Origin of the sequence: Enterobacter cloacae complex sp. ESBL7 (assembly GCF_041679625.1) — a bacterium.
Taxonomy (GTDB): Bacteria; Pseudomonadota; Gammaproteobacteria; order Enterobacterales; family Enterobacteriaceae; genus Enterobacter; species Enterobacter asburiae_B.
The window spans coordinates 80,747-101,043 of record NZ_JBGORN010000004.1; the positions used below are offsets into that span (position 1 = coordinate 80,747).

General features: G+C 57.7%; 22 protein-coding genes. 6 read left to right on the plus strand and 16 right to left on the minus strand.

Annotated elements, in window-relative coordinates; all coding sequences use genetic code 11:
- Positions 1-14: 14 nt before the first annotated feature.
- Positions 15-521, plus strand: coding sequence for a G/U mismatch-specific DNA glycosylase (mug, locus tag ACERY3_RS16360; protein WP_029741755.1), 507 nt, complete (start codon positions 15-17; stop codon positions 519-521).
- Positions 522-622: 101 nt separating this feature from the next.
- Here mug and rpoD read toward each other — a convergent pair whose 3' ends face one another.
- The 3 genes from rpoD to rpsU all read right to left on the minus strand — a co-directional run bounded on the left by rpoD (position 623) and on the right by rpsU (position 4,700).
- On the minus strand, positions 623-2,470 hold the full coding sequence (gene rpoD, locus ACERY3_RS16365; RefSeq protein WP_023309228.1) for an RNA polymerase sigma factor RpoD: 1,848 nt from the start codon (positions 2,468-2,470) through the stop codon (positions 623-625).
- A 153-nt stretch (positions 2,471-2,623) separates the two neighbouring features.
- Complete coding sequence (gene dnaG, locus ACERY3_RS16370; RefSeq protein WP_023333458.1) at positions 2,624-4,369, minus strand: DNA primase; 1,746 nt, start codon at positions 4,367-4,369, stop codon at positions 2,624-2,626.
- Between the two features lie 115 nt (positions 4,370-4,484).
- Positions 4,485-4,700, minus strand: coding sequence for a 30S ribosomal protein S21 (gene rpsU, locus ACERY3_RS16375; RefSeq protein WP_001144069.1), 216 nt, complete (start codon positions 4,698-4,700; stop codon positions 4,485-4,487).
- Between the two features lie 236 nt (positions 4,701-4,936).
- On the opposite strand from rpsU, the gene tsaD reads away from it, so the two are divergent.
- Entirely contained in the window at positions 4,937-5,950 is a 1,014-nt protein-coding gene (tsaD, locus tag ACERY3_RS16380; protein WP_029741753.1) for a tRNA (adenosine(37)-N6)-threonylcarbamoyltransferase complex transferase subunit TsaD, read from the plus strand.
- A gap of 44 nt (positions 5,951-5,994) precedes the next feature.
- Here the strand turns inward: tsaD and ureG are convergent, their stop codons facing one another.
- The 9 genes from ureG to ACERY3_RS16425 all read right to left on the minus strand — a co-directional run bounded on the left by ureG (position 5,995) and on the right by ACERY3_RS16425 (position 12,639).
- The gene (gene ureG, locus ACERY3_RS16385) at positions 5,995-6,612 is read right to left on the minus strand and encodes an urease accessory protein UreG (RefSeq protein ID WP_014071813.1); all 618 of its coding nucleotides are present in this window, start codon (positions 6,610-6,612) and stop codon (positions 5,995-5,997) included.
- A gap of 9 nt (positions 6,613-6,621) precedes the next feature.
- A complete protein-coding gene (locus ACERY3_RS16390; RefSeq protein ID WP_033146677.1) occupies positions 6,622-7,296 on the minus strand; it encodes an urease accessory protein UreF in 675 nt (224 codons plus the stop codon).
- Positions 7,296-7,835 (minus strand): HupE/UreJ family protein, encoded by a 540-nt coding sequence (locus tag ACERY3_RS16395; protein WP_032659887.1) that lies wholly within the window; start codon positions 7,833-7,835, stop codon positions 7,296-7,298. The genes ACERY3_RS16390 and ACERY3_RS16395 overlap by 1 nt, the downstream gene beginning before the upstream one ends.
- A 9-nt stretch (positions 7,836-7,844) precedes the next feature.
- On the minus strand, positions 7,845-8,309 hold the full coding sequence (gene ureE / locus ACERY3_RS16400) for an urease accessory protein UreE (RefSeq protein WP_196355099.1): 465 nt from the start codon (positions 8,307-8,309) through the stop codon (positions 7,845-7,847).
- A 9-nt stretch (positions 8,310-8,318) separates the two neighbouring features.
- Positions 8,319-10,022 carry an urease subunit alpha gene (ureC, locus tag ACERY3_RS16405; RefSeq protein ID WP_246946672.1) on the minus strand — a complete coding sequence of 568 codons (1,704 nt, stop codon included), beginning with the start codon at positions 10,020-10,022 and terminating at the stop codon, positions 8,319-8,321.
- Complete coding sequence (locus ACERY3_RS16410; RefSeq protein WP_033146674.1) at positions 10,015-10,329, minus strand: urease subunit beta; 315 nt, start codon at positions 10,327-10,329, stop codon at positions 10,015-10,017. The genes ureC and ACERY3_RS16410 overlap by 8 nt, the downstream gene beginning before the upstream one ends.
- A 10-nt stretch (positions 10,330-10,339) precedes the next feature.
- Positions 10,340-10,642 carry an urease subunit gamma gene (locus tag ACERY3_RS16415; RefSeq protein WP_006811999.1) on the minus strand — a complete coding sequence of 101 codons (303 nt, stop codon included), beginning with the start codon at positions 10,640-10,642 and terminating at the stop codon, positions 10,340-10,342.
- A 10-nt stretch (positions 10,643-10,652) separates the two neighbouring features.
- Positions 10,653-11,480: an urease accessory protein UreD gene (locus tag ACERY3_RS16420; RefSeq protein ID WP_319876927.1), complete on the minus strand. Its 828-nt coding sequence runs from the start codon at positions 11,478-11,480 to the stop codon at positions 10,653-10,655.
- A 145-nt stretch (positions 11,481-11,625) separates the two neighbouring features.
- Entirely contained in the window at positions 11,626-12,639 is a 1,014-nt protein-coding gene (locus ACERY3_RS16425) for an alpha/beta hydrolase (protein ID WP_373226025.1), read from the minus strand.
- A 148-nt stretch (positions 12,640-12,787) separates the two neighbouring features.
- Here ACERY3_RS16425 and ACERY3_RS16430 point away from each other — a divergent pair, with 148 nt between their 5' ends.
- The gene (locus tag ACERY3_RS16430) at positions 12,788-13,210 is read left to right on the plus strand and encodes a MarR family winged helix-turn-helix transcriptional regulator (RefSeq protein ID WP_373226026.1); all 423 of its coding nucleotides are present in this window, start codon (positions 12,788-12,790) and stop codon (positions 13,208-13,210) included.
- Positions 13,211-13,250: 40 nt separating this feature from the next.
- Here the strand turns inward: ACERY3_RS16430 and ACERY3_RS16435 are convergent, their stop codons facing one another.
- Positions 13,251-14,717 (minus strand): MFS transporter, encoded by a 1,467-nt coding sequence (locus tag ACERY3_RS16435; protein ID WP_337037825.1) that lies wholly within the window; start codon positions 14,715-14,717, stop codon positions 13,251-13,253.
- Between the two features lie 85 nt (positions 14,718-14,802).
- Positions 14,803-15,423: a glycerol-3-phosphate 1-O-acyltransferase PlsY gene (plsY, locus tag ACERY3_RS16440; protein WP_048974922.1), complete on the minus strand. Its 621-nt coding sequence runs from the start codon at positions 15,421-15,423 to the stop codon at positions 14,803-14,805.
- A 107-nt stretch (positions 15,424-15,530) separates the two neighbouring features.
- Between plsY and folB the strand changes: the two genes are divergently transcribed.
- The gene (folB, locus tag ACERY3_RS16445; protein ID WP_045888206.1) at positions 15,531-15,899 is read left to right on the plus strand and encodes a bifunctional dihydroneopterin aldolase/7,8-dihydroneopterin epimerase; all 369 of its coding nucleotides are present in this window, start codon (positions 15,531-15,533) and stop codon (positions 15,897-15,899) included.
- Positions 15,900-16,005: 106 nt separating this feature from the next.
- A complete protein-coding gene (gene bacA / locus ACERY3_RS16450; protein ID WP_008502957.1) occupies positions 16,006-16,827 on the plus strand; it encodes an undecaprenyl-diphosphate phosphatase in 822 nt (273 codons plus the stop codon).
- A 10-nt stretch (positions 16,828-16,837) separates the two neighbouring features.
- Here bacA and ACERY3_RS16455 read toward each other — a convergent pair whose 3' ends face one another.
- Complete coding sequence (locus ACERY3_RS16455) at positions 16,838-18,079, minus strand: multifunctional CCA addition/repair protein (protein ID WP_033147076.1); 1,242 nt, start codon at positions 18,077-18,079, stop codon at positions 16,838-16,840.
- Between the two features lie 60 nt (positions 18,080-18,139).
- Positions 18,140-18,760, minus strand: a complete 621-nt coding sequence (locus ACERY3_RS16460; protein ID WP_024906484.1) for a TIGR04211 family SH3 domain-containing protein — start codon at positions 18,758-18,760, stop codon at positions 18,140-18,142.
- 229 nt (positions 18,761-18,989) lie between these two features.
- Between ACERY3_RS16460 and ACERY3_RS16465 the strand changes: the two genes are divergently transcribed.
- Positions 18,990-20,291, plus strand: a complete 1,302-nt coding sequence (locus ACERY3_RS16465) for an inorganic triphosphatase (RefSeq protein ID WP_373226027.1) — start codon at positions 18,990-18,992, stop codon at positions 20,289-20,291.
- Positions 20,292-20,297: the final 6 nt, after the last annotated feature.

A 20,297-nucleotide genomic window follows, 5' to 3' on the forward strand; every position in this document is an offset into this window, starting at 1 on the left:
GAGCGGGAGTAAAGATGATCAACGATATTCTGGCCCCAGGCCTGCGGGTGGTGTTCTGCGGAATCAACCCGGGCAAGTCCTCGGCGCACACCGGTTTTCACTTTGCCCATCCGGGCAATCGCTTCTGGAAGGTGATCTACCAGGCCGGGTTTACCGACAGGCTACTCAAGCCCGAAGAGGAGCAGCATCTGCTGGATACGCGCTGCGGGATCACCATGCTGGTCGAGCGGCCGACGGTACAGGCGAGTGAGGTTAACCTGCATGAGCTGCGCAGCGGCGGGCGGGAGCTGATCAAGAAGATAGAGGATTATCAGCCGGCCGCGCTGGCGATCCTCGGCAAGCAGGCCTACGAGCAGGCGTTTAGCCAGCGTGGAACGCAATGGGGCAAGCAGAGCATCATGATTGGCGTTACGCAGGTGTGGGTGCTGCCGAACCCGAGCGGGCTCAACAGGGCGACGCTGGATAAGCTGGTGGAAGCGTATCGCGAGCTGGATGAGGCGCTGATGGTGCGGGGGCTGTAATCCTCTGCGGCCTGATGCCCTCACCCTTACCCTTTCCCACAGGGAGAGGGAATAAACAAAAAAAAGCTCCCCGAAGGGAGCTTTTTCACTGTCAGGACCGATTAGTCGTCCAGGAAGCTACGCAGCACTTCAGAGCGGCTTGGATGACGCAGCTTACGCAGCGCCTTCGCTTCGATCTGACGGATACGTTCGCGGGTAACGTCGAACTGTTTACCCACTTCTTCCAGCGTGTGGTCGGTGTTCATATCAATACCGAAACGCATACGCAGGACTTTTGCTTCACGGGCGGTCAGGCCGGCCAGAACGTCGTGCGTCGCAGCGCGCAGGCTCTCGGTGGTGGCAGAGTCCAGCGGCAGCTCAAGGGTGGTATCCTCAATGAAATCACCCAGATGCGAATCTTCATCATCACCGATTGGTGTTTCCATGGAGATTGGCTCTTTGGCGATCTTCAGCACTTTACGGATCTTGTCTTCTGGCATCAGCATGCGCTCGGCCAGCTCTTCCGGCGTCGGCTCGCGGCCCATCTCCTGCAGCATCTGGCGGGAGATACGGTTGAGCTTGTTGATGGTCTCAATCATATGCACCGGAATACGAATGGTGCGCGCCTGATCCGCGATAGAGCGGGTGATAGCCTGACGGATCCACCAGGTTGCGTAGGTGGAGAACTTGTAACCACGACGGTATTCAAACTTATCTACCGCTTTCATCAGACCGATGTTGCCTTCCTGAATCAGATCCAGGAACTGCAGACCACGGTTGGTGTATTTCTTGGCGATAGAGATAACCAGACGCAAGTTCGCTTCAACCATCTCTTTCTTCGCACGGCGGGCTTTCGCTTCACCGATGGACATACGACGGTTGATGTCTTTAACCTGCTCGATGGTCAGGCCGGTCTCTTCTTCAATCTGATGTAGTTTCTGCAGGCCGCGATGCACATCGTCCTTCACGTCGTGCAGTTTTTCAGACCACGGCTTGTTCATCGCGATAGCCGCGTTGAACCAGGTTTCGCTGGTTTCGTTGCCGGTGAAGAGGGTGATGAAGTTCTTCTTCGGCATTTTGCACTGCTCAACGCACAGCTTCATGATGATGCGTTCCTGGGTGCGTACGCGATCCATCATCACGCGCATGCTGTTTACCAGGTAGTCGAACTGTTTTGGCACCAGGCGGAACTGTTTGAATACCTCAGACAGCTTCAGGATCTCTTCCTGTGCGGCGGCATGGCTGCGGCCTTTCGCTTTGATGGTGTCGCGCGTCACTTCGTACTGGGTACGCAGCTCGGCAAACTTCTCGCGCGCCAGCTCCGGGTCGATGCTGTTGTCATCGTCCGCGGTGTCGTCGTCGCTCTCTTCCTCATCTTCGTCTTCGTCATCATCCATCTCTTCCTGAGACAGTTCAGAACCGACGTGAGTGGCGGTAGGCGCCATATCTTCTTCAGCGTTCGGGTCGACAAAACCGGTGATCAGGTCAGACAGGCGCGCTTCTTCCGCTTCAACGCGATCATACTGCTCCAGCAGATAGGTGATCGCTTCCGGGTACTCGGCAACAGAGCACTGAACCTGGTTGATCCCGTCTTCGATGCGTTTTGCGATGTCAATTTCGCCTTCGCGGGTCAACAGTTCAACGGTACCCATTTCGCGCATGTACATGCGGACCGGGTCAGTGGTACGCCCGATTTCAGATTCCACGCTGGACAGTACTTGTGCAGCAGCTTCTTCCGCATCTTCGTCAGTGTTGTTGGAGGTTTCAGCCAGCAACAGATCATCGGCATCCGGTGCTTCTTCCATCACCTGAATGCCCATGTCATTGATCATTTGGATGATATCTTCGATTTGATCTGAATCGACGATATCTTCCGGCAGATGGTCATTGACCTCGGCATAGGTCAGATAGCCTTGCTCCTTACCACGTTGGACAAGAAGTTTCAGCTGTGACTGCGGGTTTTGCTCCATAAGACGGTATCCACACTTAATTCGTTTGATTGGTGTCGGCGATGGGGCTGCCAACCTTTAAAGCGAGGGCGTACTTATATTTTTGCCGCTGCCTCTCAGTGCGGCTGCCGGGGGCTTCCCGATCGATATTCGGCACTTAAGCCGTTAAATTTTTTATTTCTTCGCCAGTTCCTGGTTAATCATCCAGAGCTCCCGGCGTTCTTCGCTGCTTAAACCGTGTGTGCGCTCGCGAGCTATCAACTCTTCCTGGCGCAGCTCAAGCATCGAATCAAACATATGGTTGAGTGAGTCGGTGAACGTTTTTTCTGCAATGTCCTTATCTGCTATATCGTCCCACATCGACAATTTTTCAAGGGTAGCGGCCTCTTTTGTGCCGCGATAATGCTCTAAAAGTTGTCCGGTGGTCAGACCTGGCTGAGACAAACACGTGTTGACCAGTTCTGAAAATAAGCCAAGTCCGGGCAATTTTTCGTGGTTTAAACCCGCCAGCGACGGCACCTGCGGCGCAAGCTCGGGGTTTTGGACCAGCAACCCTATCAGTATACGCATGGTTGTGCGTTTTAGCTGAGGCGCGGGGCGAACCGCACCGTTTTCAGCCTGTTTTGGCATTAAACGTTCAAGCTGGCTGTCATCCAGAATGCCGAGCTTGTTGCCTAACTCCTGACGCAGATAGATGCGAAGCGTTTCGCCGGGCACCTGGCTGATTAACGGCAACGCCAGCGTACTGAGCTGCGCGCGCCCGTCAGGGGTACTCAAATCGACCTGCGGCATCAGGCTGTTAAACAAAAACGTGGAGAGCGGCTGAGCCTGCTCCATCCGCGCTTCAAACGCCGCTTTGCCCTCTTTACGCACCAGCGTATCCGGGTCTTCACCGTCGGGCAGAAACATAAAGCGTAGCTGACGCCCGTCGGTCATATAGGGTAGCGCGGTTTCCAGCGCGCGCCAGGCGGCGTCGCGCCCTGCGCGGTCACCGTCGTAACAGCAGATGACGTTATTGGTCACCCTGAACAGCAGTTGAATATGATCGGCGGTGGTGGACGTCCCTAACGACGCAACCGCGTAGTTGATGTCGTACTGCGCCAGTGCCACGACGTCCATATAGCCTTCGACGACCAGAAGACGCGGAGGTTCCGCATTATTCTGCTGCGCCTCATAAAGACCGTACAGCTGGCGGCCCTTATGGAAAATATCGGTTTCCGGGGAGTTAAGGTATTTCGGCAGGGCATCACCCAGCACGCGACCACCAAAACCAATTACCCGGCCACGCTTGTCGCGGATCGGGAACATCACCCGTTCGCGGAAGCGGTCGTAGCTTCGTCCCTGGTCGTTGGTGACCAGCATGCCTGCATCGATGAGAGACTTACGATCTTCGCTATTGCCGCCAAAACGCTTTAACACGTTGTCCCAGCCGGGCGGGGCGTAACCAATAGCGAAACGCGCAATGACATCGTCGCTCAGTCCGCGCTTGTTCAGATACTGACGCGCAGGCTCAGCCGCAGAGTGCTTAAGAGACTGTTGGTAAAACGAATTCAGGCCATCCATCAGTTGATACAGCGTTTGCCGCTGATGGCGCTCGATCTGACTTGGCCCACTGCCTGCTTCATACGGCACTTCAAGGTTATGCATCGCCGCCAGCTCTTCGACGGTTTCAACGAACTCGAGCTTGTCGTAGTTCATCAAAAAATCGACGGCATTACCGTGTGCGCCACAGCCGAAGCAATGGTAGAACTGCTTTTCACCGTTTACGGTGAAGGAGGGGGTTTTTTCGTTATGGAACGGACAGCACGCATGGTAGTTCTTGCCCTGCTTTTTTAGCTTTACCCGCGCGTCGATGAGATCGACGATGTCGGTTCTGGCAAGCAGGTCATTGATGAAAACGCGTGGGATTCTTCCGGCCATATGCCCCAAAATTTTAAGCGACTTATAAACGAAAACAAGCCGCGCATTCCTTCCGGAAGCACGGCCTTACGACTATTACTCTGTCTGTCAATTGAGGGCTGAGGCCCTCAACCAATTAGTACAGACGAGTACGGCGTGCGTTTTCGCGAGCCAGTTTCTTCGCGTGACGTTTCACAGCGGAAGCTTTAGCGCGCTTACGTTCGGTCGTTGGTTTTTCATAAAACTCACGACGACGAACTTCAGCCAGAACACCTGCTTTCTCGCATGAACGTTTGAAGCGACGCAGTGCTACGTCGAACGGCTCGTTTTCACGTACTTTAATTACCGGCATGTAACTCTCACCTTTAATAAATTCGGTTTGCCGCTGGCATCAACGCCAGCTTATTTCAAAATGGTGCGGAATTTTACTGCAAATGCTGCTGCTTTGTAAAGCACCGATGCGATTTTGAAAGGGACTTTAATAAGGGTGAGGAGTATACACGAGCCTTCTTCCTGGGGCGAACAAAGTTTTACATCAACCCGCCCAGGCTCTACACTGCGCGGTATTGAAACGAGGTAAAACAAGTCATGCGTGTACTGGGTATTGAAACATCCTGCGATGAAACCGGCATCGCCATTTACGACGACGAAAAAGGGCTTCTGGCCAACCAGCTGTATAGTCAGGTGAAATTGCACGCTGACTACGGCGGCGTCGTACCTGAACTGGCCTCTCGTGACCACGTGCGTAAAACGGTTCCCCTGATTCAGGCGGCGCTGAAAGAGGCCGGGTTGAGTTCAAACGATATCGACGCTGTGGCCTATACCGCAGGCCCGGGCCTGGTCGGCGCGCTGCTGGTCGGCGCGACGGTTGGCCGTTCGCTGGCGTTTGCGTGGGATGTGCCGGCGATCCCGGTTCACCATATGGAAGGGCATCTTCTGGCGCCGATGCTGGAAGAGAATCCGCCTGAGTTCCCGTTTGTGGCGCTGCTGGTTTCCGGCGGTCATACGCAGCTGATTAGCGTAACGGGCATTGGCAAGTACGAGCTGCTGGGCGAGTCGATCGACGACGCCGCCGGTGAAGCGTTCGATAAAACCGCCAAGCTGCTGGGTCTGGATTATCCGGGCGGCCCGATGCTGTCAAAAATGGCGTCGCAGGGAACGGAAGGGCGCTTTGTCTTCCCGCGTCCGATGACCGACCGTCCAGGGCTGGATTTCAGCTTCTCCGGGCTGAAAACCTTCGCGGCGAATACGATTCGCAATAACGATGACAGCGAGCAGACCCGCGCCGATATCGCCCGCGCGTTCGAAGATGCGGTGGTGGACACGCTGATGATCAAGTGCAAGCGCGCGCTGGATCAGACCGGCTTTAAGCGTCTGGTGATGGCGGGTGGCGTGAGCGCTAACCGCACGCTGCGCGCGAAGCTCGCCGAGATGATGCAAAAGCGTCGCGGGGAAGTGTTCTATGCCCGTCCGGAATTCTGCACCGACAACGGCGCGATGATCGCTTACGCCGGAATGGTGCGCCTGAACGCGGGCGCAACGTCCGACCTGAGCGTGTCCGTGCGTCCGCGCTGGCCGCTGGCGGAACTGCCGGAGGCGTAATCCCTCACCCTAACCCTCTCCCACAGGGAGAGGGTATTATGGCCCTAAACCCGCAACATCCCTTTCTCTTCCAGAAACGCAATAATCGTCGCCAGACCGTCACCCGCCTTCAGGTTGGTAAAGGTCCACGGGCGCTCGCCGCGCATGCGGTTGGTGTCGCGCTCCATCACCTCCAGCGACGCACCGACGTACGGCGCGAGGTCGGTTTTATTGATCACCAGAAAATCGGATTTGGTGATCCCCGGCCCGCCCTTGCGCGGGATTTTTTCTCCTTCGGCCACGTCGATCACGTAAATGGTCAGATCCGCCAGCTCCGGGCTGAACGTCGCGCTCAGGTTATCGCCGCCGCTTTCCACGAAGATCAGATCCAGATTGCCGAACTTCTCGCTTAACGCTTCCACCGCCGCCAGGTTCATCGACGCATCTTCACGAATGGCAGTATGCGGGCAGCCGCCCGTCTCCACGCCCACGATGCGCTCCGGCTCCAGCGCGCCCGCCTCGGTGAGGATGCGCTGATCCTCTTTGGTGTAGATATCGTTGGTCACCACCGCAAGATGATAGGTATCGCGCATCGCCTTGCAGAGCGCTTCCAGCAGCGCGGTTTTGCCCGATCCTACCGGGCCGCCCACGCCTACGCGCAGGGGATGTTTGTAATCAGCCATGTTGACTCCTCAGGAACGGAATAGTCGTGAATATTGGGTTTCGTGGCGCGCGGAGGCGATGGCGGACAGCGGCGTTGCTGCCCCCAGCGCGTCGTCGCTGCGCAAAAATGCCTGTTCAAGCCCGGCGGCGTAATGGTCGCCCAGTTCGATAATCAGCTGCTGCGCGGCCTGTTGCCCAAACGGCACCAGCTTGACGCCCGCCATCACCGCGCTCTCCATCCAGCTGTAGCCGAGGCTCAGCGCCAGCTCGCGCGCGCTAATGCCCCAGCGCACGCCGAGCCAGGCCATGCCGCAGAGCTGGCTTTGCATAAACAGCGGCAGCCATTCGGGCGGACAGTCAGGTTCCCAGCTCTTAATCAGCCGCGTAAACGCCGCTCCACGGTTGCGCTCCTCTTCGCGCAGCTCGCGCGTTTCCCGGCAGGCGAGAAGGTATGCCGTCCAGCGTTTTGCATTAGTAAGAGAGCGTTGCTCACAGGCCTGATAAAGACGGATAAACAGCGGCAGATCGACGCAGAAAAAGCTCTGCTCCATCTGCTGGATTTGCCAGCGTTTGAACGCGTCGGCGTTGGTGACCCAGCCTGCCTCAACGGCCCACTCCAGCCCCTGCGACCAGGTAAACGACCCGACCGGCAGGCTGCTGCTTGAGAGCTGCATCAGGCGTAGCCTCTGGCGGGCGTGTTCCATCAGCTCATCAGCGCCAGCAGGGCGGAGACAATCAGCCCGCCGCCGAAGGTTTTACGCAGGCCGTCGTGACGGCGCAGCAGCAGCCCTGCGGCAAAGCTGGCGCACAGCACCGTGGCGCTGGCGAGCATAAAGCCGCTGGTGAAGAGCCAGAAGCTGTGGCCGGACATCTCCACGCCGTGCGCCCAGCCGTGGAACATCGCCAGGGCAGGTACCGCCAGCAGCAGACGGTTTTCAGTTTTAAACATCATCACGCCGGATACCGCCAGCGAGGCGATAATCAGCATCTCCATGCCGCTGAAGCCGCCGAGCAGGCTGCCCGCAATGGCGCCGACAAGCATCATCCCGAGGGTGGCAAACGGCAGCAGGAGTTTGCGGCCGCTCAGCGCCGAGAGCACGCCTGCGCCCGCCAGCATCAGCAGGTGGTCGAGCCCGGTCAGCGGATGGAGAAAACCGGCCTGGAAGCTGTCGGTACCGTGGCCGGGATGCGCGAGCGCGGGAACGGAAAAAGCCAGCAGTAACAGCGGTAAATACTTGCGCATGATGGATCCTTAATGTGAATGAGCGTGAGAATGGCTGTGGCTGTGGGCATCGCTGGCGTAAGCGCCCGCTTCCGGTTCAAACGGCAGGCTGGCGTAGGTCACGTCCAGACCGAACTGGCGCAGCATGTCGTCGAGAACGTGGTCGTGGTGATAGCGCAGCTCGCCGGGCATGATCTGCAGCGGCACGTGGCGGTTGCCCAGGTGATAGCAGGCGCGGGCGAGCAGGAACGGATCGGCGCAGCGCACCACGGATACGGACTCCGGGGCGGCGATCACCTCGACAACCTCGCTGCCGTCGTCGGTCGTCAGCAGGTCGCCCCCGCGTAGCAGCAGGCCGCGCGGCAGCATCAGCCCGGCTTCGCGGCCGTCGTTCAGCGCTACGCGGGCGCGGCTTTTCACCCGCACGTCAATCGGCAGCGTGACGCTGGCGGTAATCGGATGCGCGTGGTCCAGGCGTTGGGTTAAATAGATCATCATCACTCCTCAAAACAGGAAATAGCGTTGCGCCATCGGCAGAACGTCAGCCGGTTCGCTGGTTATCAGTTCACCGTCGACGCGCACCTCGTAGGTTTGCGAGTCCACGGTGATATTCGGCTGCAGGCCGTTGTGGATCATGTCCGCCTTTTTCACCGTCCGGCAGCCTTTCACCACCGCGGTGGCGCTCTGCAGGTTGAGCTGCTGCGGAATGCCGTTCGCACTGGCGGCCTGCGAGATAAACGTCAGTCGGGTAGCGTGGCGCGCGGCGCCCAGCGATCCAAACATCGGACGGTAATGCACCGGCTGCGGCGTGGGGATCGAGGCGTTGATATCGCCCATCGGCGCGCAGGCGATCATTCCGCCCTTGACGATGGTGGCAGGCTTCACGCCGAAGAACGCCGGGGACCAGACCACCAGATCCGCCAGCTTGCCCGCCTCAATCGAACCGACTTCGTGGGCGATGCCGTGGGTGAGCGCCGGGTTAATGGTGTATTTAGCGACGTAGCGCTTTACGCGGAAGTTGTCGTTTTCACCGGTCTCTTCCGGCAGCGCGCCTCGCTGGACCTTCATGCGGTGCGCCACCTGCCAGGTGCGGATAATCACTTCCCCGACGCGGCCCATGGCCTGCGAATCTGACGACGTAAGCGAGAACGCGCCGATGTCGTGCAGCACGTCTTCGGCGGCAATGGTTTCACGACGAATGCGGGATTCCGCAAACGCCACGTCCTCGGCGATATCCGGATCGAGGTGATGGCAAACCATCAGCATGTCGAGATGCTCGTCGATGGTGTTCACCGTGTAGGGCAAGGTCGGGTTGGTGGAAGAGGGCAGAATATTCGGATGCGCGCAGGCGGTGATGATATCCGGCGCGTGGCCGCCGCCCGCGCCTTCGGTGTGGAAAGTGTGGATGGTGCGTCCGGCGATGGCCGCCAGCGTGTCTTCGACAAACCCGGACTCGTTCAGCGTGTCGCTGTGCAGCGCCACCTGAATATCCATCTCGTCAGCCACCTCCAGCGAGCAGTTAATTGCCGCGGGCGTCGCGCCCCAGTCTTCGTGGATCTTCAGCCCGATGGCGCCCGCGGCAATCTGCTCGCGCAGGGCGTCCGGGCTGGAGCCGTTACCCTTGCCGAGTAGGCCAATATTCACCGGCAGCGTATCGGCAGCCTGCAGCATGCGGGCGATATACCATGGCCCCGGCGTGCAGGTGGTGGCGTTGGTGCCCGCCGCCGGTCCGGTGCCGCCGCCGATCATGGTGGTGACGCCGGAAACCAGCGCCTCTTCCGCCTGCTGCGGGCAGATCCAGTGGATGTGGGTGTCGATCCCGCCGGCGGTGACGATCTTCCCTTCAGCGGCAATCACTTCCGTTGCCGCGCCAATCGGGATCGTCACGCCGGGCTGAATGTCCGGGTTCCCGGCTTTGCCGACGGCGAAGATCCGTCCGTCCTTGACGCCGATATCGGCTTTTACGATCCCCCAGTGATCGACGATCAGCGCGTTGGTGAGAACCAGATCCACGCAGCCCTCAGCGGTCATCTGCCCCTGGCCCATGCCGTCGCGGATCACCTTTCCGCCGCCAAATTTGACCTCTTCGCCGTAGACCGTGAGATCGTCTTCCACTTCGACCCACAGCTCGCTGTCGGCAAGCCGCACTTTATCCCCGGTGGTGGGGCCGAACATATCGGCATATGCCCGGCGTGAAATCTCAGCCATGTTTCACCTCGCCCATCACCTCGCCGCGAAAGCCGAAAATGCGCTGCGCCCCCGTGACCTGAACCAGCGTCACTTCCCGCTTCTGGCCGGGCTCGAAGCGCACGGCGGTGCCCGCCGGGATATTCAGTCGGTAGCCTTTGGTGGCTTCCCGATCGAACTTCAGCGCCGGGTTGACCTCGTAAAAGTGATAGTGCGATCCGACCTGGATCGGCCTGTCGCCGTGATTTTCGACAACCACGCGTTGGGTTTCACGCCCGACGTTGAGGGCAATCGTTCCGGGCTGGATCTGGTATTCACCTGGGATCATCACGCGCTCCTTAGACGATCGGGTTGTGGACGGTGACGAGCTTCGATCCGTCCGGGAAGGTGGCTTCGACCTGAATATCCGGGATCATCTCCGGGACGCCCTCCATGACCTGGTCGCGCCTCAGGACGTGGCGGCCCGCCTCCATCAGCGAGGCGACGGTTTCGCCATCGCGCGCGCCCTCCATAATGAAGGCGCTGATCAGCGCGACCGATTCCGGGTAATTGAGCTTTACCCCGCGCGCAAGGCGGCGTTCGGCAACCAGCGCGGCGGTGAACAGCAACAGCTTGTCTTTTTCTCTGGGGGTCAGTTCCATAACGTTTCTCTTATGTCTGCCAGATACGCGGCGAACAGGCGGTTTTGGTGGTGAGAAGCGGGCGAAGCGACTGCCAGATGTCGCGCATCACCCGCTGGCAAATCAGGTTGTCGTCGGAGAGAAAACGCACCGACAGCAGGTCATCGGTGAGCGTTGCACCTGCATAATTTTCCAGCGGCGCGAGCCGTTCGCGCACCGCGTCGAGATGTTCTTCTTTGGCCGGATAGAACAGCAGCGTGCCGAGCCACGGACGTCCGGCGACGGGCGTGAGATCGCCGTCGCTAAGATGCTGACGCTCGATCAGGCGCGGTTCGTCTTCAACCCAGATTTCAAGGCGGCTTTCCAGGGTGCCGTGGCTGAAGGTCTCAGCGATCACCGGACGCCCCAGGCAGTACAGCTCCCACGCCAGCAGCGTGCTGGAGGCCTTCAGGTGGAAGACGGAGCGCAGCGCGGCATTCGCGCCGGGGAAGATAATGGTGTCCTGTGGCAGCCACTCCAGGGTGGAATCTTCCTCGAGGTAAAAATGCTGGTTCAGACGCGCCTGCGGGCCGCTGCTGCGATAGAACTTGCTCGCCCCGGGCATGGTGATGAGCGCGTGGCTTTTGGCGTCCAGCTGAACGGAAATGTCCAGCGTGTCGCCGCCCACGATCCCGCCGGGCGGGTGCAGCAGGTAAAGGTGGCAGGTTTCCCCTTCGGGGTAAAACGGACGTTGAACGGTGAGCGGCCCGACGTGGTGGGCGGAGTACAGGAGGGTTTTCTCAGGGGTGTGACAAAACTGCAGGGCAAGCGACGCCTGCCAGCCTTTATACGTATTATCAGTGACCTGAGCTGCTAACATGCTGCATCCATTTCCACACCATCGGGATACGTTTCAGTATGCCCTGGCGGAAATGAAGCCTGTCATACGAGTCGCTTATGGATGGCCAGGCAGGAGAAATAAAAAAGCACGACCGGGGCCGTGCTCTGAATAAGCAATGACGAGACTATTTCAGGTGCTCGTGCAACGCTGCACCTGCCTGCTCAAGGGCAACTTTCACCGTGGGCTCCTGGCTCAGCGGGTTAAGCAGGCCGTAGTCGTGGATCATGCCGTTATAGCGCGTGACGGTCACCGGGACGCCAGCCGCATCCAGTTTACGCCCGAATGCTTCACCTTCATCCCGCAGAACGTCCAGCTCAGCCGTCTGGATCAGCGTCTCGGGGAAGCCTTTCAACTGCGCGGTGCTGGCGCGAAGCGGAGAGGCAAGGATATTGTTGCGATCGGCAGCGCTGGTGGTGTAGTTATCCCAGAACCATTTCATCATGTTTTTCGACAGGAAATAGCCATTTTCGAACTGGTTATACGAGGAAGTATCAAAGTTCGCATCGGTAACCGGCCAGAGCATGACGTTGTAGCGAATTTTTGGCCCATTGAACTGTTTGGCCTGCAGCGCCACCGAAGCCACCATGTTGCCGCCGACGCTGTTACCCACCAGACCCAGACGGTTACCGTCCACGCCAATTTCCTGACCGTGCCCGGCGACCCATTTTGTCGCTTCATAGGCCTGATTAATTGCCACCGGGAAATGGGCCTCAGGTGACGGGGTGTAATCGACGTAAACCGCAGCGGCACCCGAAGCGCGAACGAGGTCGCGGATTAAACGTTCGTGGGTAGGGAAGTCACCCAGCACCCAGCCGCCGCCGTGAAAGAACATAAAGGCGGGGAGTGTGCCGCTGGCGTTTTCAGGTTTTACTATTTTCAGTTTTATCGCCTGGCCATTTACCTGGATCGTTTTTTCAGAAACCTGAGCGGGCGGCAGTTTTGCACCTTGCTGCGCGCCAATCAGTACCTGGCGGGCCTCCTGCGGGGTCATCTGTTCCATTGGCTTACCCTTGCCGGAATTCAAAACATTAAGAAATGCCTGTACGCCTGCGGTCGGGGTTGGGGTATTGGTGGTTTGAGCGGATGCCGCAGCTGACGCGAAGACGGAAGAAACCAGGATGGCGATTAGTGTTTTCATGGTAGTGCCTCTTTAAGCGTATTTGATCGGATGAGATAGCTAAGTAGTGTGCTATTTAGTTGTTGATGTAATACTTGCGCGCAAGATACTTTTAGTCAAACATTATTTATAATTTTTTTTAGGCAACCGATTTGGAGTTGATAGAAAAATGAAAGAAAACAAAACGCTAGACGATTTACTTTGCTTCTCGCTGTACTCGGTCACCAACGCGTTTGTTCGCCAGTATCGCCCTTTACTGCAAGAGATGGATCTAACCTATCCGCAATTCATTGTTTTGATGGCGCTTTATGAGAAAGACAACATCCCACTTCGCGATCTCAGCGATAAGACGTTTTTTGATTCGGGCACATTGACCCCGCTTGTACAAAAGCTTGAGGCAAAAGGATTCCTCAACCGTATCGCGGTTGTGGGTGATGAAAGGATGAAAAATGTCGTACTGACCGATAAGGCCAAAGACCTGAAGAAACGGGTGATGGCTTTGCCGGACCAGATCCGCTGCAGCATGCGGATGAATGACGATGAGCTTGAGACGCTAAAAAAACTCTCCCGGACGCTGCTCGACGATTTGTAAGAACCCTTCGGCGGGGTGAACCCACCGAAGTGATGTGTCGTTACCGGTAGTCCTCCGCATCCACGTCATACCCGGACGGCTCCCAGCGGATCGCCAGCAGCGACGCCAGGCCGATAAACGGCGCCAGCGCAATCACCCAGAACACGGCGGTATCCAGCGAGGCGACCAGCAGCGGGAACAGAAACAGCGACAGCGTGGAACTGCTGCGCATCAGCGTCTGGTTGAGACCCACGCCCACGCCGCGCAGCGAGGTCGGGTAGCTCAGGGAGGCGAACGTCATGGTATGCGCGCCCGGGCCGAAGCCCTGACCGAACAGGAACAGCGCCAGCATCGCGACGGCGAGCACGCCTTCAGAGGCACCTTCCGGTCGGCCAATCAGCGCCAGGCCAAGCAATGCGACAAGCTGACAGGTATAACCCGCAAGCGACATCCGCCAGGCGCCGAAGCGCGGCACGTAGCGTACCGCCAGCAGTCCGCCGACGAAGGCAAACAGCAGGTTAAGCGCCAGAGAAATGAGAATGGTGGTGAGCATCGACTGGACAAAGAAACTGGAGATGATCACCGGCAGACCAAACGCCACGGCGTTATAGGCGAAGGAAGAGACGACGGACAGCAGCGTGGCGAGCGTCGTGCGGCGCAAGTAGATGCCGCGAAACAGGTTCAGATAATTTGACCATTTCGCTTTATTCACGACGGGTGCGGGCTGGCCGAGCGCGTCCTGCGGCACGTGGGCGTTGATGTTGTACGACTGGCGTAAAATCGACGCCGCCTCTTTCAGGTTGCCCTGATTCGCCGCCCAGACCGGAGATTCACTCATATAGCGGCTGCGGATGGCGATAATCACCAGCGCGGGCACCGCGCCAAAGCCGAGAATCAAACGCCACAGCCAGTCGCTGTGGCTCTCCGGCAGCACGGCGTAGAAGAAAAGCACCAGCAGGTAGGAGATGCTGATGGCGGCATACCAGGTGGGGCACCACATCGCGACGCTGGAGGCCTTATTTCCGGGCCCTTTCAGCCTGGCGAACTCGCTTAAAAACGCCATCGCCACGGGAAGGTCGATCCCGACCCCCAGCCCCATCACAAAGCGGGCGCCCGCGAGCACATATTCGTTCGGGGCCAGCGCACAGGCGATCGCCGCCACCACGAAGAACACCATATCAGCCATAAAAACGCGGTAGCGCCCGATTTTATCCGTGAGGTAACCGCCGAGCAGCGCCCCGACAATGGCACCAAAGGTAATCGCCGAGGCCACCATACCGGTCCCGGCGGGCGTCAGGTTAAATTCGCGGGTGATGTCTTTAATGCCGAACGCCAGCGCGCCCAGATCGTAGGCATCGAGGAAAATACCGCCCAGCGCGATACTGACCACGATACGGGCGTTTGCCCGGCCCTGAGAGCCGTCATTAACGAGGCGTGATACGTCCGACGCGCTGCGCACCCACTGGATGTCGCCATCCGGGGTGCTTCCTGCCGTTGAAAGGGGAGTTGGTTCTGTGATTTCTGCCATTTTTCTTTTTGTGTGGTTGTGTTGTGTCTCTAACAGTTACCACAGGCAGAAGGTGACCAAAATCACATTTGGCTATAAGGCATAACTAACCCTTCGGAGCGTCTTTTTTCTTCCTCTTGAGCTTCGTCCAGATTTTGGTCTCCTGACGACGCCACAGGCGCTGGATATTGTCGTGATGACGCAGCAGGATAAGACAGGAGAGCATCGACACCGGGAAAGTGAACTGGGGTTTGAACCACCAGACGTAGAACGGGGCGATCAGCGCGCTGACGATGGCGCCCAGCGACGAGTAGCCGCTAAGAAGAATGGTCAGAAGCCAGGTCCCGGCCATGACGCCGGTGAGATCCCAGCCGATAGGTGCAATCGCACCGAAGGCCGTCGCAACGCCTTTTCCGCCTTTAAAACCAAAGAAAATGGGCCAGATATGGCCGACGCAGGCAGCAATAGCAATGAGCCCCAGCCAGAACGGCGTCACGCCCAGCGCATAGGCGCCCCAGACGGGCAGCATCCCTTTCAGAACATCAAAAATCAAAACCGCTACGGCTGCTCCCTTGCCGCCAATTCGTAGTACGTTGGTCGCCCCCGGATTCCCGGAACCATTTTCACGCGGGTCAGGTAACCCGGCAATGCGGCAGACCAGAATGGCGCTGGAGATTGAGCCGCAAAGATAGGCGAGGAGGATCATTCCAGGCGCGATTGCACTCATAACGCTGTTCCGTTTTGAAAATGTATCTGTATTCTCAGCATCTGTGGATAATACGCATAATTCGCCGGAAGTGGTATCCGGTTTAGCCAAAAAGCAGGCAGGTCGTGATGGATATTGTATTTATAGAGCAACTTTCGGTAATCACCACAATTGGTGTTTACGACTGGGAACAGACCATCGAGCAGAAGCTGGTGTTCGATATCGAAATGGGATGGGATAACCGCAAATCGGCAAAAAGCGATGACGTAAACGACTGTCTGAGCTATGCCGATATCAGTGAAGCGGTCATCGCCCACGTTGAAGGTCAACGTTTTGCGCTGGTCGAACGGGTGGCGGAAGAAGTCGCAGAATTGCTGCTGAAAAAATTCAATTCACCGTGGGTGCGCATTAAGCTGAGCAAGCCGGGAGCGGTGGCGCGCGCCGCCAACGTTGGCGTCATTATTGAGCGTGGCACAAATCTGAAAGGCAAGAATTAACGTCATAATTGCTAAACCATTTTAGGTTATACCGGTCTTAAAGCTGTATCTTTCACGGTAGCCGTTGGGGCGACCGTTTTTTTATATCTTTTTTAGGGGTTTATAGATGAGCGATATGCACTCGCTGCTGGTGGCGGCAATACTGGGTGTGGTCGAAGGATTGACGGAGTTTTTGCCGGTTTCCAGTACGGGCCATATGATTATCGTTGGCCATCTGCTGGGCTTTGAAGGCGATACCGCAAAAACGTTTGAAGTGGTGATCCAGCTGGGGTCTATTCTGGCGGTGGTCGTGATGTTCTGGCGTCGCCTGTTTGGCCTGATCGGCATCCATTTTGGCCGTCCGCCGCAGCATGAAGGGATGAGTAAAGGTCGCCTGTCGCTGATCCATATTTTGCTCGGGATGATCCCGGCGGTGGTGCTGGGCCTGGTGTTCCACGACGCCATCAAATCGCTGTTTAACCCAATTAACGTAATGTACGCGCTGGTGGTGGGGGGCTTCCTGCTCATCGCCGCAGAAGTGCTGAAGCCAAAAACGCCGCGCGCGGAAGGTCTGGACGATATGACGTATCGTCAGGCGTTTATCATCGGTTGCTTCCAGTGTCTGGCGCTGTGGCCGGGCTTCTCGCGTTCAGGCGCAACCATCTCCGGCGGGATGCTGATGGGCGTAAGCCGTTACGCCGCGTCAGAGTTCTCGTTCCTGCTGGCGGTGCCGATGATGATGGGCGCCACCGCGCTTGACCTCTATAAAAGCATTGGTTTCCTCACCACGGGCGACATTCCGATGTTCGCCGTCGGCTTCATCACCGCGTTTATCGTGGCGCTGATTGCCATTAAAACATTCCTGCAGCTGATTAAGCGTATCTCGTTTATTCCGTTCGCGATCTATCGCTTTATCGTGGCGGCTGCGGTGTACGTGGTCTTCTTCTGACCGATGGCCCTCAGTCTTTCGGCTGAGGGCAATGCTTTTCCTTCCAGTCCGACACCGCCTGAATTCGCCGTTTCGTGAGCTCTTCGCGAATTTCCGGCCCTTTGAATCCCGCTTCGACAACGTCCTTCGTGGGCACCGCTTTTGCTACGTCCCAGGCTTTACGCAGTAAACGTCCCTGCGGGTAATCGCACGCTTCAAACCCGGTACGACCGCGCACGTCAGCTTCGCTGGTGAGCGCGATTTGCTCGACGCGATGGGGTTTGCGCCAGGCGTCGATGTTATCGAAAAGCTTAACGATGGTGGCCGGTTTCAGAATAGGGAAGGTGTGGATCAGATCGTGGAACTCGGCCACCAGTTTCGCCAGATCGCGGATCTCGTTCGGCACGCGCAGACGCTGGCACAGCCCCTCGACCAGCTTCACCCCCGCTGGGCCGTGCCCGTGGTGGCGAGGCCAGAATTCTTTTGGCGTTAGGCCTTTGCCGAGATCGTGGCACAGGGTGGAAAAGCGCACGTCCACGTCAGGGCTGAGCATGGCCGCCATGCTCAGTGTCATCAGCGTGTGTACGCCGGTATCAATTTCCGGGTGCCATTTTGCCGGGGCAGGTACGCCAAACAGCGCGTCTATTTCCGGGAACAGCACCTTCAGCGCGCCGCAGTCGCGCAGGACCTGGAAAAAGACCTGCGGGTTGCGCGTGGTGAGGGCATTTTCCGTCTCTTTCCAGACGCGCTCTGGCGTCAGGTGTTCAAGCTCGCCCGCCTCGGTCATGGCGGTCATCAGCGCCATTGTCTCATCGGCAATACGGAAACTGAGATGGGCGTAACGCGCGGCAAAGCGCGCCACGCGCAGCACGCGGAGCGGATCTTCAGAAAACGCCGGGGAGACGTGACGTAAAAGACGGTTGCGCAGATCGTCCTGACCGCCATAGGCGTCAACGATCTGCCCGTCCTCGTCCTGCGCCAGCGCGTTGATGGTGAGATCGCGGCGCAGAAGATCTTGCTCCAGCGTCACGTCCGGCGCGGCATAGCAGGTAAAGCCCGTATAGCCCGAGCCCGATTTCCGCTCGGTACGCGCCAGGGCATACTCTTCACGGCTTTTCGGGTGCAGGAACACGGGAAAATCGCGGCCTACCTGCTGGTAGCCCGCGTCGAGCATCTCTTCAGGGGTAGCGCCAACCACCACCCAGTCTTTATCTTTGACCGGCAGACCTAACAACGCATCACGTACCGCACCACCGACCAGATAACTCTTCACGCCCAACTCTCCCGTTTTCTCTTTTCCAGAATGATACGTAAGTCTGGCAGAGAAGACGAATTAGTTCATCCAGCGGTCTTTACGCTTGCGGCTTGGGATCAGATGCGGCAGGACCAGACCCAGCACCAGACCCACGCCCAGCACGCCGCCGCCATACATAAACCACTGCATGATGATGGTGCGCTGTTTGTCGTCGAGCTGCAGATTAGCGGCATTCACTTTCTTCTGCGCGACAATCAGCTCGTTTTTCAGTTTCTGGTTCTCTTCTTTCAGGCCGTTAATCACACCGTCGCTTTGCGCCACTTTCTGCTGCATTTCAGCGGTGCGCTGGTTCCAGGTGCCGTCGATGTTGTTCAGCTTATCGGTCAGGGTCTTCACCTGGTTTTCCAGATCGGGAACGCGCGTGCGCAGGCTTGGCACGGTGCTCAGCTCTTTCAGCGGGATCCAGGACGTACGGCCGGTACTGTCGCGAACCTGACCGTAATTGGTGTCCGCGTTGGTCTGTAACAGGGTGACTTCCTCGCCGGCATTCACCGTGCCCACGAGGCGATAATTATCTCCAGGGCCACTGCGTACCCAGGTGTTCAGTTCGTCAGAAACGTAACGCTTCTCTTCAGCGTGCACTGCGGTTGCGGCGCTAAAAGCGAGTAAAGTAAGTCCAATCAGGCGTAATTTAAGCATCATTAGTCGTTATTTTCATAAATAGTGGAACGATAGTAGTGGCAACAGTGTCTCTACGCAAAGCATTCGTCAGCAATCAGAATCATCTGTGTCACGACTCTATACATTTACGCCCGACAAATTGCTCATTGCATGGCAATTTGGCGCAAAATACTATGTACTGACAAACAAATGGCGAGGAAGTTCGCCCTCATTGACGCGTCTGTGACGCCCGCAAAAGTACAAGGCTATGGCACAAGAAATCGAATTAAAGTTTATCGTCGAAAAAGACAGCGTTGACGCACTCCGCCAGCATCTGCATACGCTTTCCGGCGAACACCATGAACCGGTACAACTGCTTAATATCTATTACGAAACGCCAGACAACTGGCTGCGCCGCCACGATATGGGGCTGCGCATCCGCGGCGCGAACGGGCGCTACGAGATGACGATGAAAATTGCCGGCCGCGTGGTCGGCGGTTTACATCAGCGCCCGGAATACAATATCGACATCAGCAAGCCAGAACTTGAGCTGGAACGTTTCCCGACGGAAGTCTGGCCGGATGGCGAGCTGCCTTCCACGCTGGCGGAACAGGTACAGCCGCTGTTCAGCACCGATTTCTGGCGCGAAAAATGGCTGGTGACGGAAGGCAAAAGCCGCATCGAAATCGCCCTCGATCTGGGCGACGTGAAGGCGGGTGAGTGCCAGGAGCCGATTTGCGAACTCGAGCTTGAGCTGCTGGAAGGGGACGCGAATGACGTGCTGAAGCTGGCGCGCAGGCTGGTGAACCAGTCCGGACTGCGTCAGGGAAGCCTGAGTAAAGCCGCTCGGGGTTACCATCTGGCCGCCGGAAATGCGCCGCGCGTGCTGAAAGAGACGACCATCCTGCACGTTGCGCCGAAAGCCAGCGTTGAACAGGGTCTGGAAGCCGCGCTGGAGCTGGCGCTTTCTCAGTGGCAGTACCATGAAGAGCTGTGGGTGCGAAATGTGAAAAACGCGAAATCCCACGTGCTGGCGGCGATTGCCCTGGTGCGCCATACCCTGACGCTGTTCGGCGGTATTGTTCCTCGCAAAGCGAGCGCTCACTTACGTGATCTGCTGACGCAAACCGAAACGCTGATGCTCTCCGACGTATCGGCGCAAACGGCGATCTACAGCCCGCAAGCCGCTTCGGCAAAACTGGCGCTGACCGAGTTTCTGGTGACGCGCGGCTGGCGCGCCTTCCTGGATGCGAAAGCGGAGGCCAAAATCGCGGAAAACTTTAAGCGTTTCGCGGATATTCATCTTTCCCGTCATGCCGCCGAGCTGAAGAGTACCTTTGCGTATCCGCTCGGGGACCAGTATGGCGATCAGCTTCCCCGTCTGTCGCGCAACATCGACAGCATGCTGCTGCTTTCCGGCGCTTATGACGGCGTTAAAACCCAGGCCTGGCTGGAAAACTGGCAGGGGCTGAAGCATGCCATTGAAACCCGCCAGCATATTGAGATTGAGCATTTCCGTAACGAGGCCATTTCGCAGGAGCCGTTCTGGCTGCACAGCGGAAAACGTTAACTCTGG

Coding starts and splice junctions, on each gene's coding strand:
- mug (WP_029741755.1), top strand. CDS start 15: ATGATCAACGATATTCTGGCCCCAGGCCTGCGGGTGGTGTTCTGCGGA.
- rpoD (WP_023309228.1), bottom strand. CDS start 2,470: ATGGAGCAAAACCCGCAGTCACAGCTGAAACTTCTTGTCCAACGTGGT.
- dnaG (WP_023333458.1), bottom strand. CDS start 4,369: ATGGCCGGAAGAATCCCACGCGTTTTCATCAATGACCTGCTTGCCAGA.
- rpsU (WP_001144069.1), bottom strand. CDS start 4,700: ATGCCGGTAATTAAAGTACGTGAAAACGAGCCGTTCGACGTAGCACTG.
- tsaD (WP_029741753.1), top strand. CDS start 4,937: ATGCGTGTACTGGGTATTGAAACATCCTGCGATGAAACCGGCATCGCC.
- ureG (WP_014071813.1), bottom strand. CDS start 6,612: ATGGCTGATTACAAACATCCCCTGCGCGTAGGCGTGGGCGGCCCGGTA.
- ACERY3_RS16390 (WP_033146677.1), bottom strand. CDS start 7,296: ATGGAACACGCCCGCCAGAGGCTACGCCTGATGCAGCTCTCAAGCAGC.
- ACERY3_RS16395 (WP_032659887.1), bottom strand. CDS start 7,835: ATGCGCAAGTATTTACCGCTGTTACTGCTGGCTTTTTCCGTTCCCGCG.
- ureE (WP_196355099.1), bottom strand. CDS start 8,309: ATGATCTATTTAACCCAACGCCTGGACCACGCGCATCCGATTACCGCC.
- ureC (WP_246946672.1), bottom strand. CDS start 10,022: ATGGCTGAGATTTCACGCCGGGCATATGCCGATATGTTCGGCCCCACC.
- ACERY3_RS16410 (WP_033146674.1), bottom strand. CDS start 10,329: ATGATCCCAGGTGAATACCAGATCCAGCCCGGAACGATTGCCCTCAAC.
- ACERY3_RS16415 (WP_006811999.1), bottom strand. CDS start 10,642: ATGGAACTGACCCCCAGAGAAAAAGACAAGCTGTTGCTGTTCACCGCC.
- ACERY3_RS16420 (WP_319876927.1), bottom strand. CDS start 11,480: ATGTTAGCAGCTCAGGTCACTGATAATACGTATAAAGGCTGGCAGGCG.
- ACERY3_RS16425 (WP_373226025.1), bottom strand. CDS start 12,639: ATGAAAACACTAATCGCCATCCTGGTTTCTTCCGTCTTCGCGTCAGCT.
- ACERY3_RS16430 (WP_373226026.1), top strand. CDS start 12,788: ATGAAAGAAAACAAAACGCTAGACGATTTACTTTGCTTCTCGCTGTAC.
- ACERY3_RS16435 (WP_337037825.1), bottom strand. CDS start 14,717: ATGGCAGAAATCACAGAACCAACTCCCCTTTCAACGGCAGGAAGCACC.
- plsY (WP_048974922.1), bottom strand. CDS start 15,423: ATGAGTGCAATCGCGCCTGGAATGATCCTCCTCGCCTATCTTTGCGGC.
- folB (WP_045888206.1), top strand. CDS start 15,531: ATGGATATTGTATTTATAGAGCAACTTTCGGTAATCACCACAATTGGT.
- bacA (WP_008502957.1), top strand. CDS start 16,006: ATGAGCGATATGCACTCGCTGCTGGTGGCGGCAATACTGGGTGTGGTC.
- ACERY3_RS16460 (WP_024906484.1), bottom strand. CDS start 18,760: ATGCTTAAATTACGCCTGATTGGACTTACTTTACTCGCTTTTAGCGCC.
- ACERY3_RS16465 (WP_373226027.1), top strand. CDS start 18,990: ATGGCACAAGAAATCGAATTAAAGTTTATCGTCGAAAAAGACAGCGTT.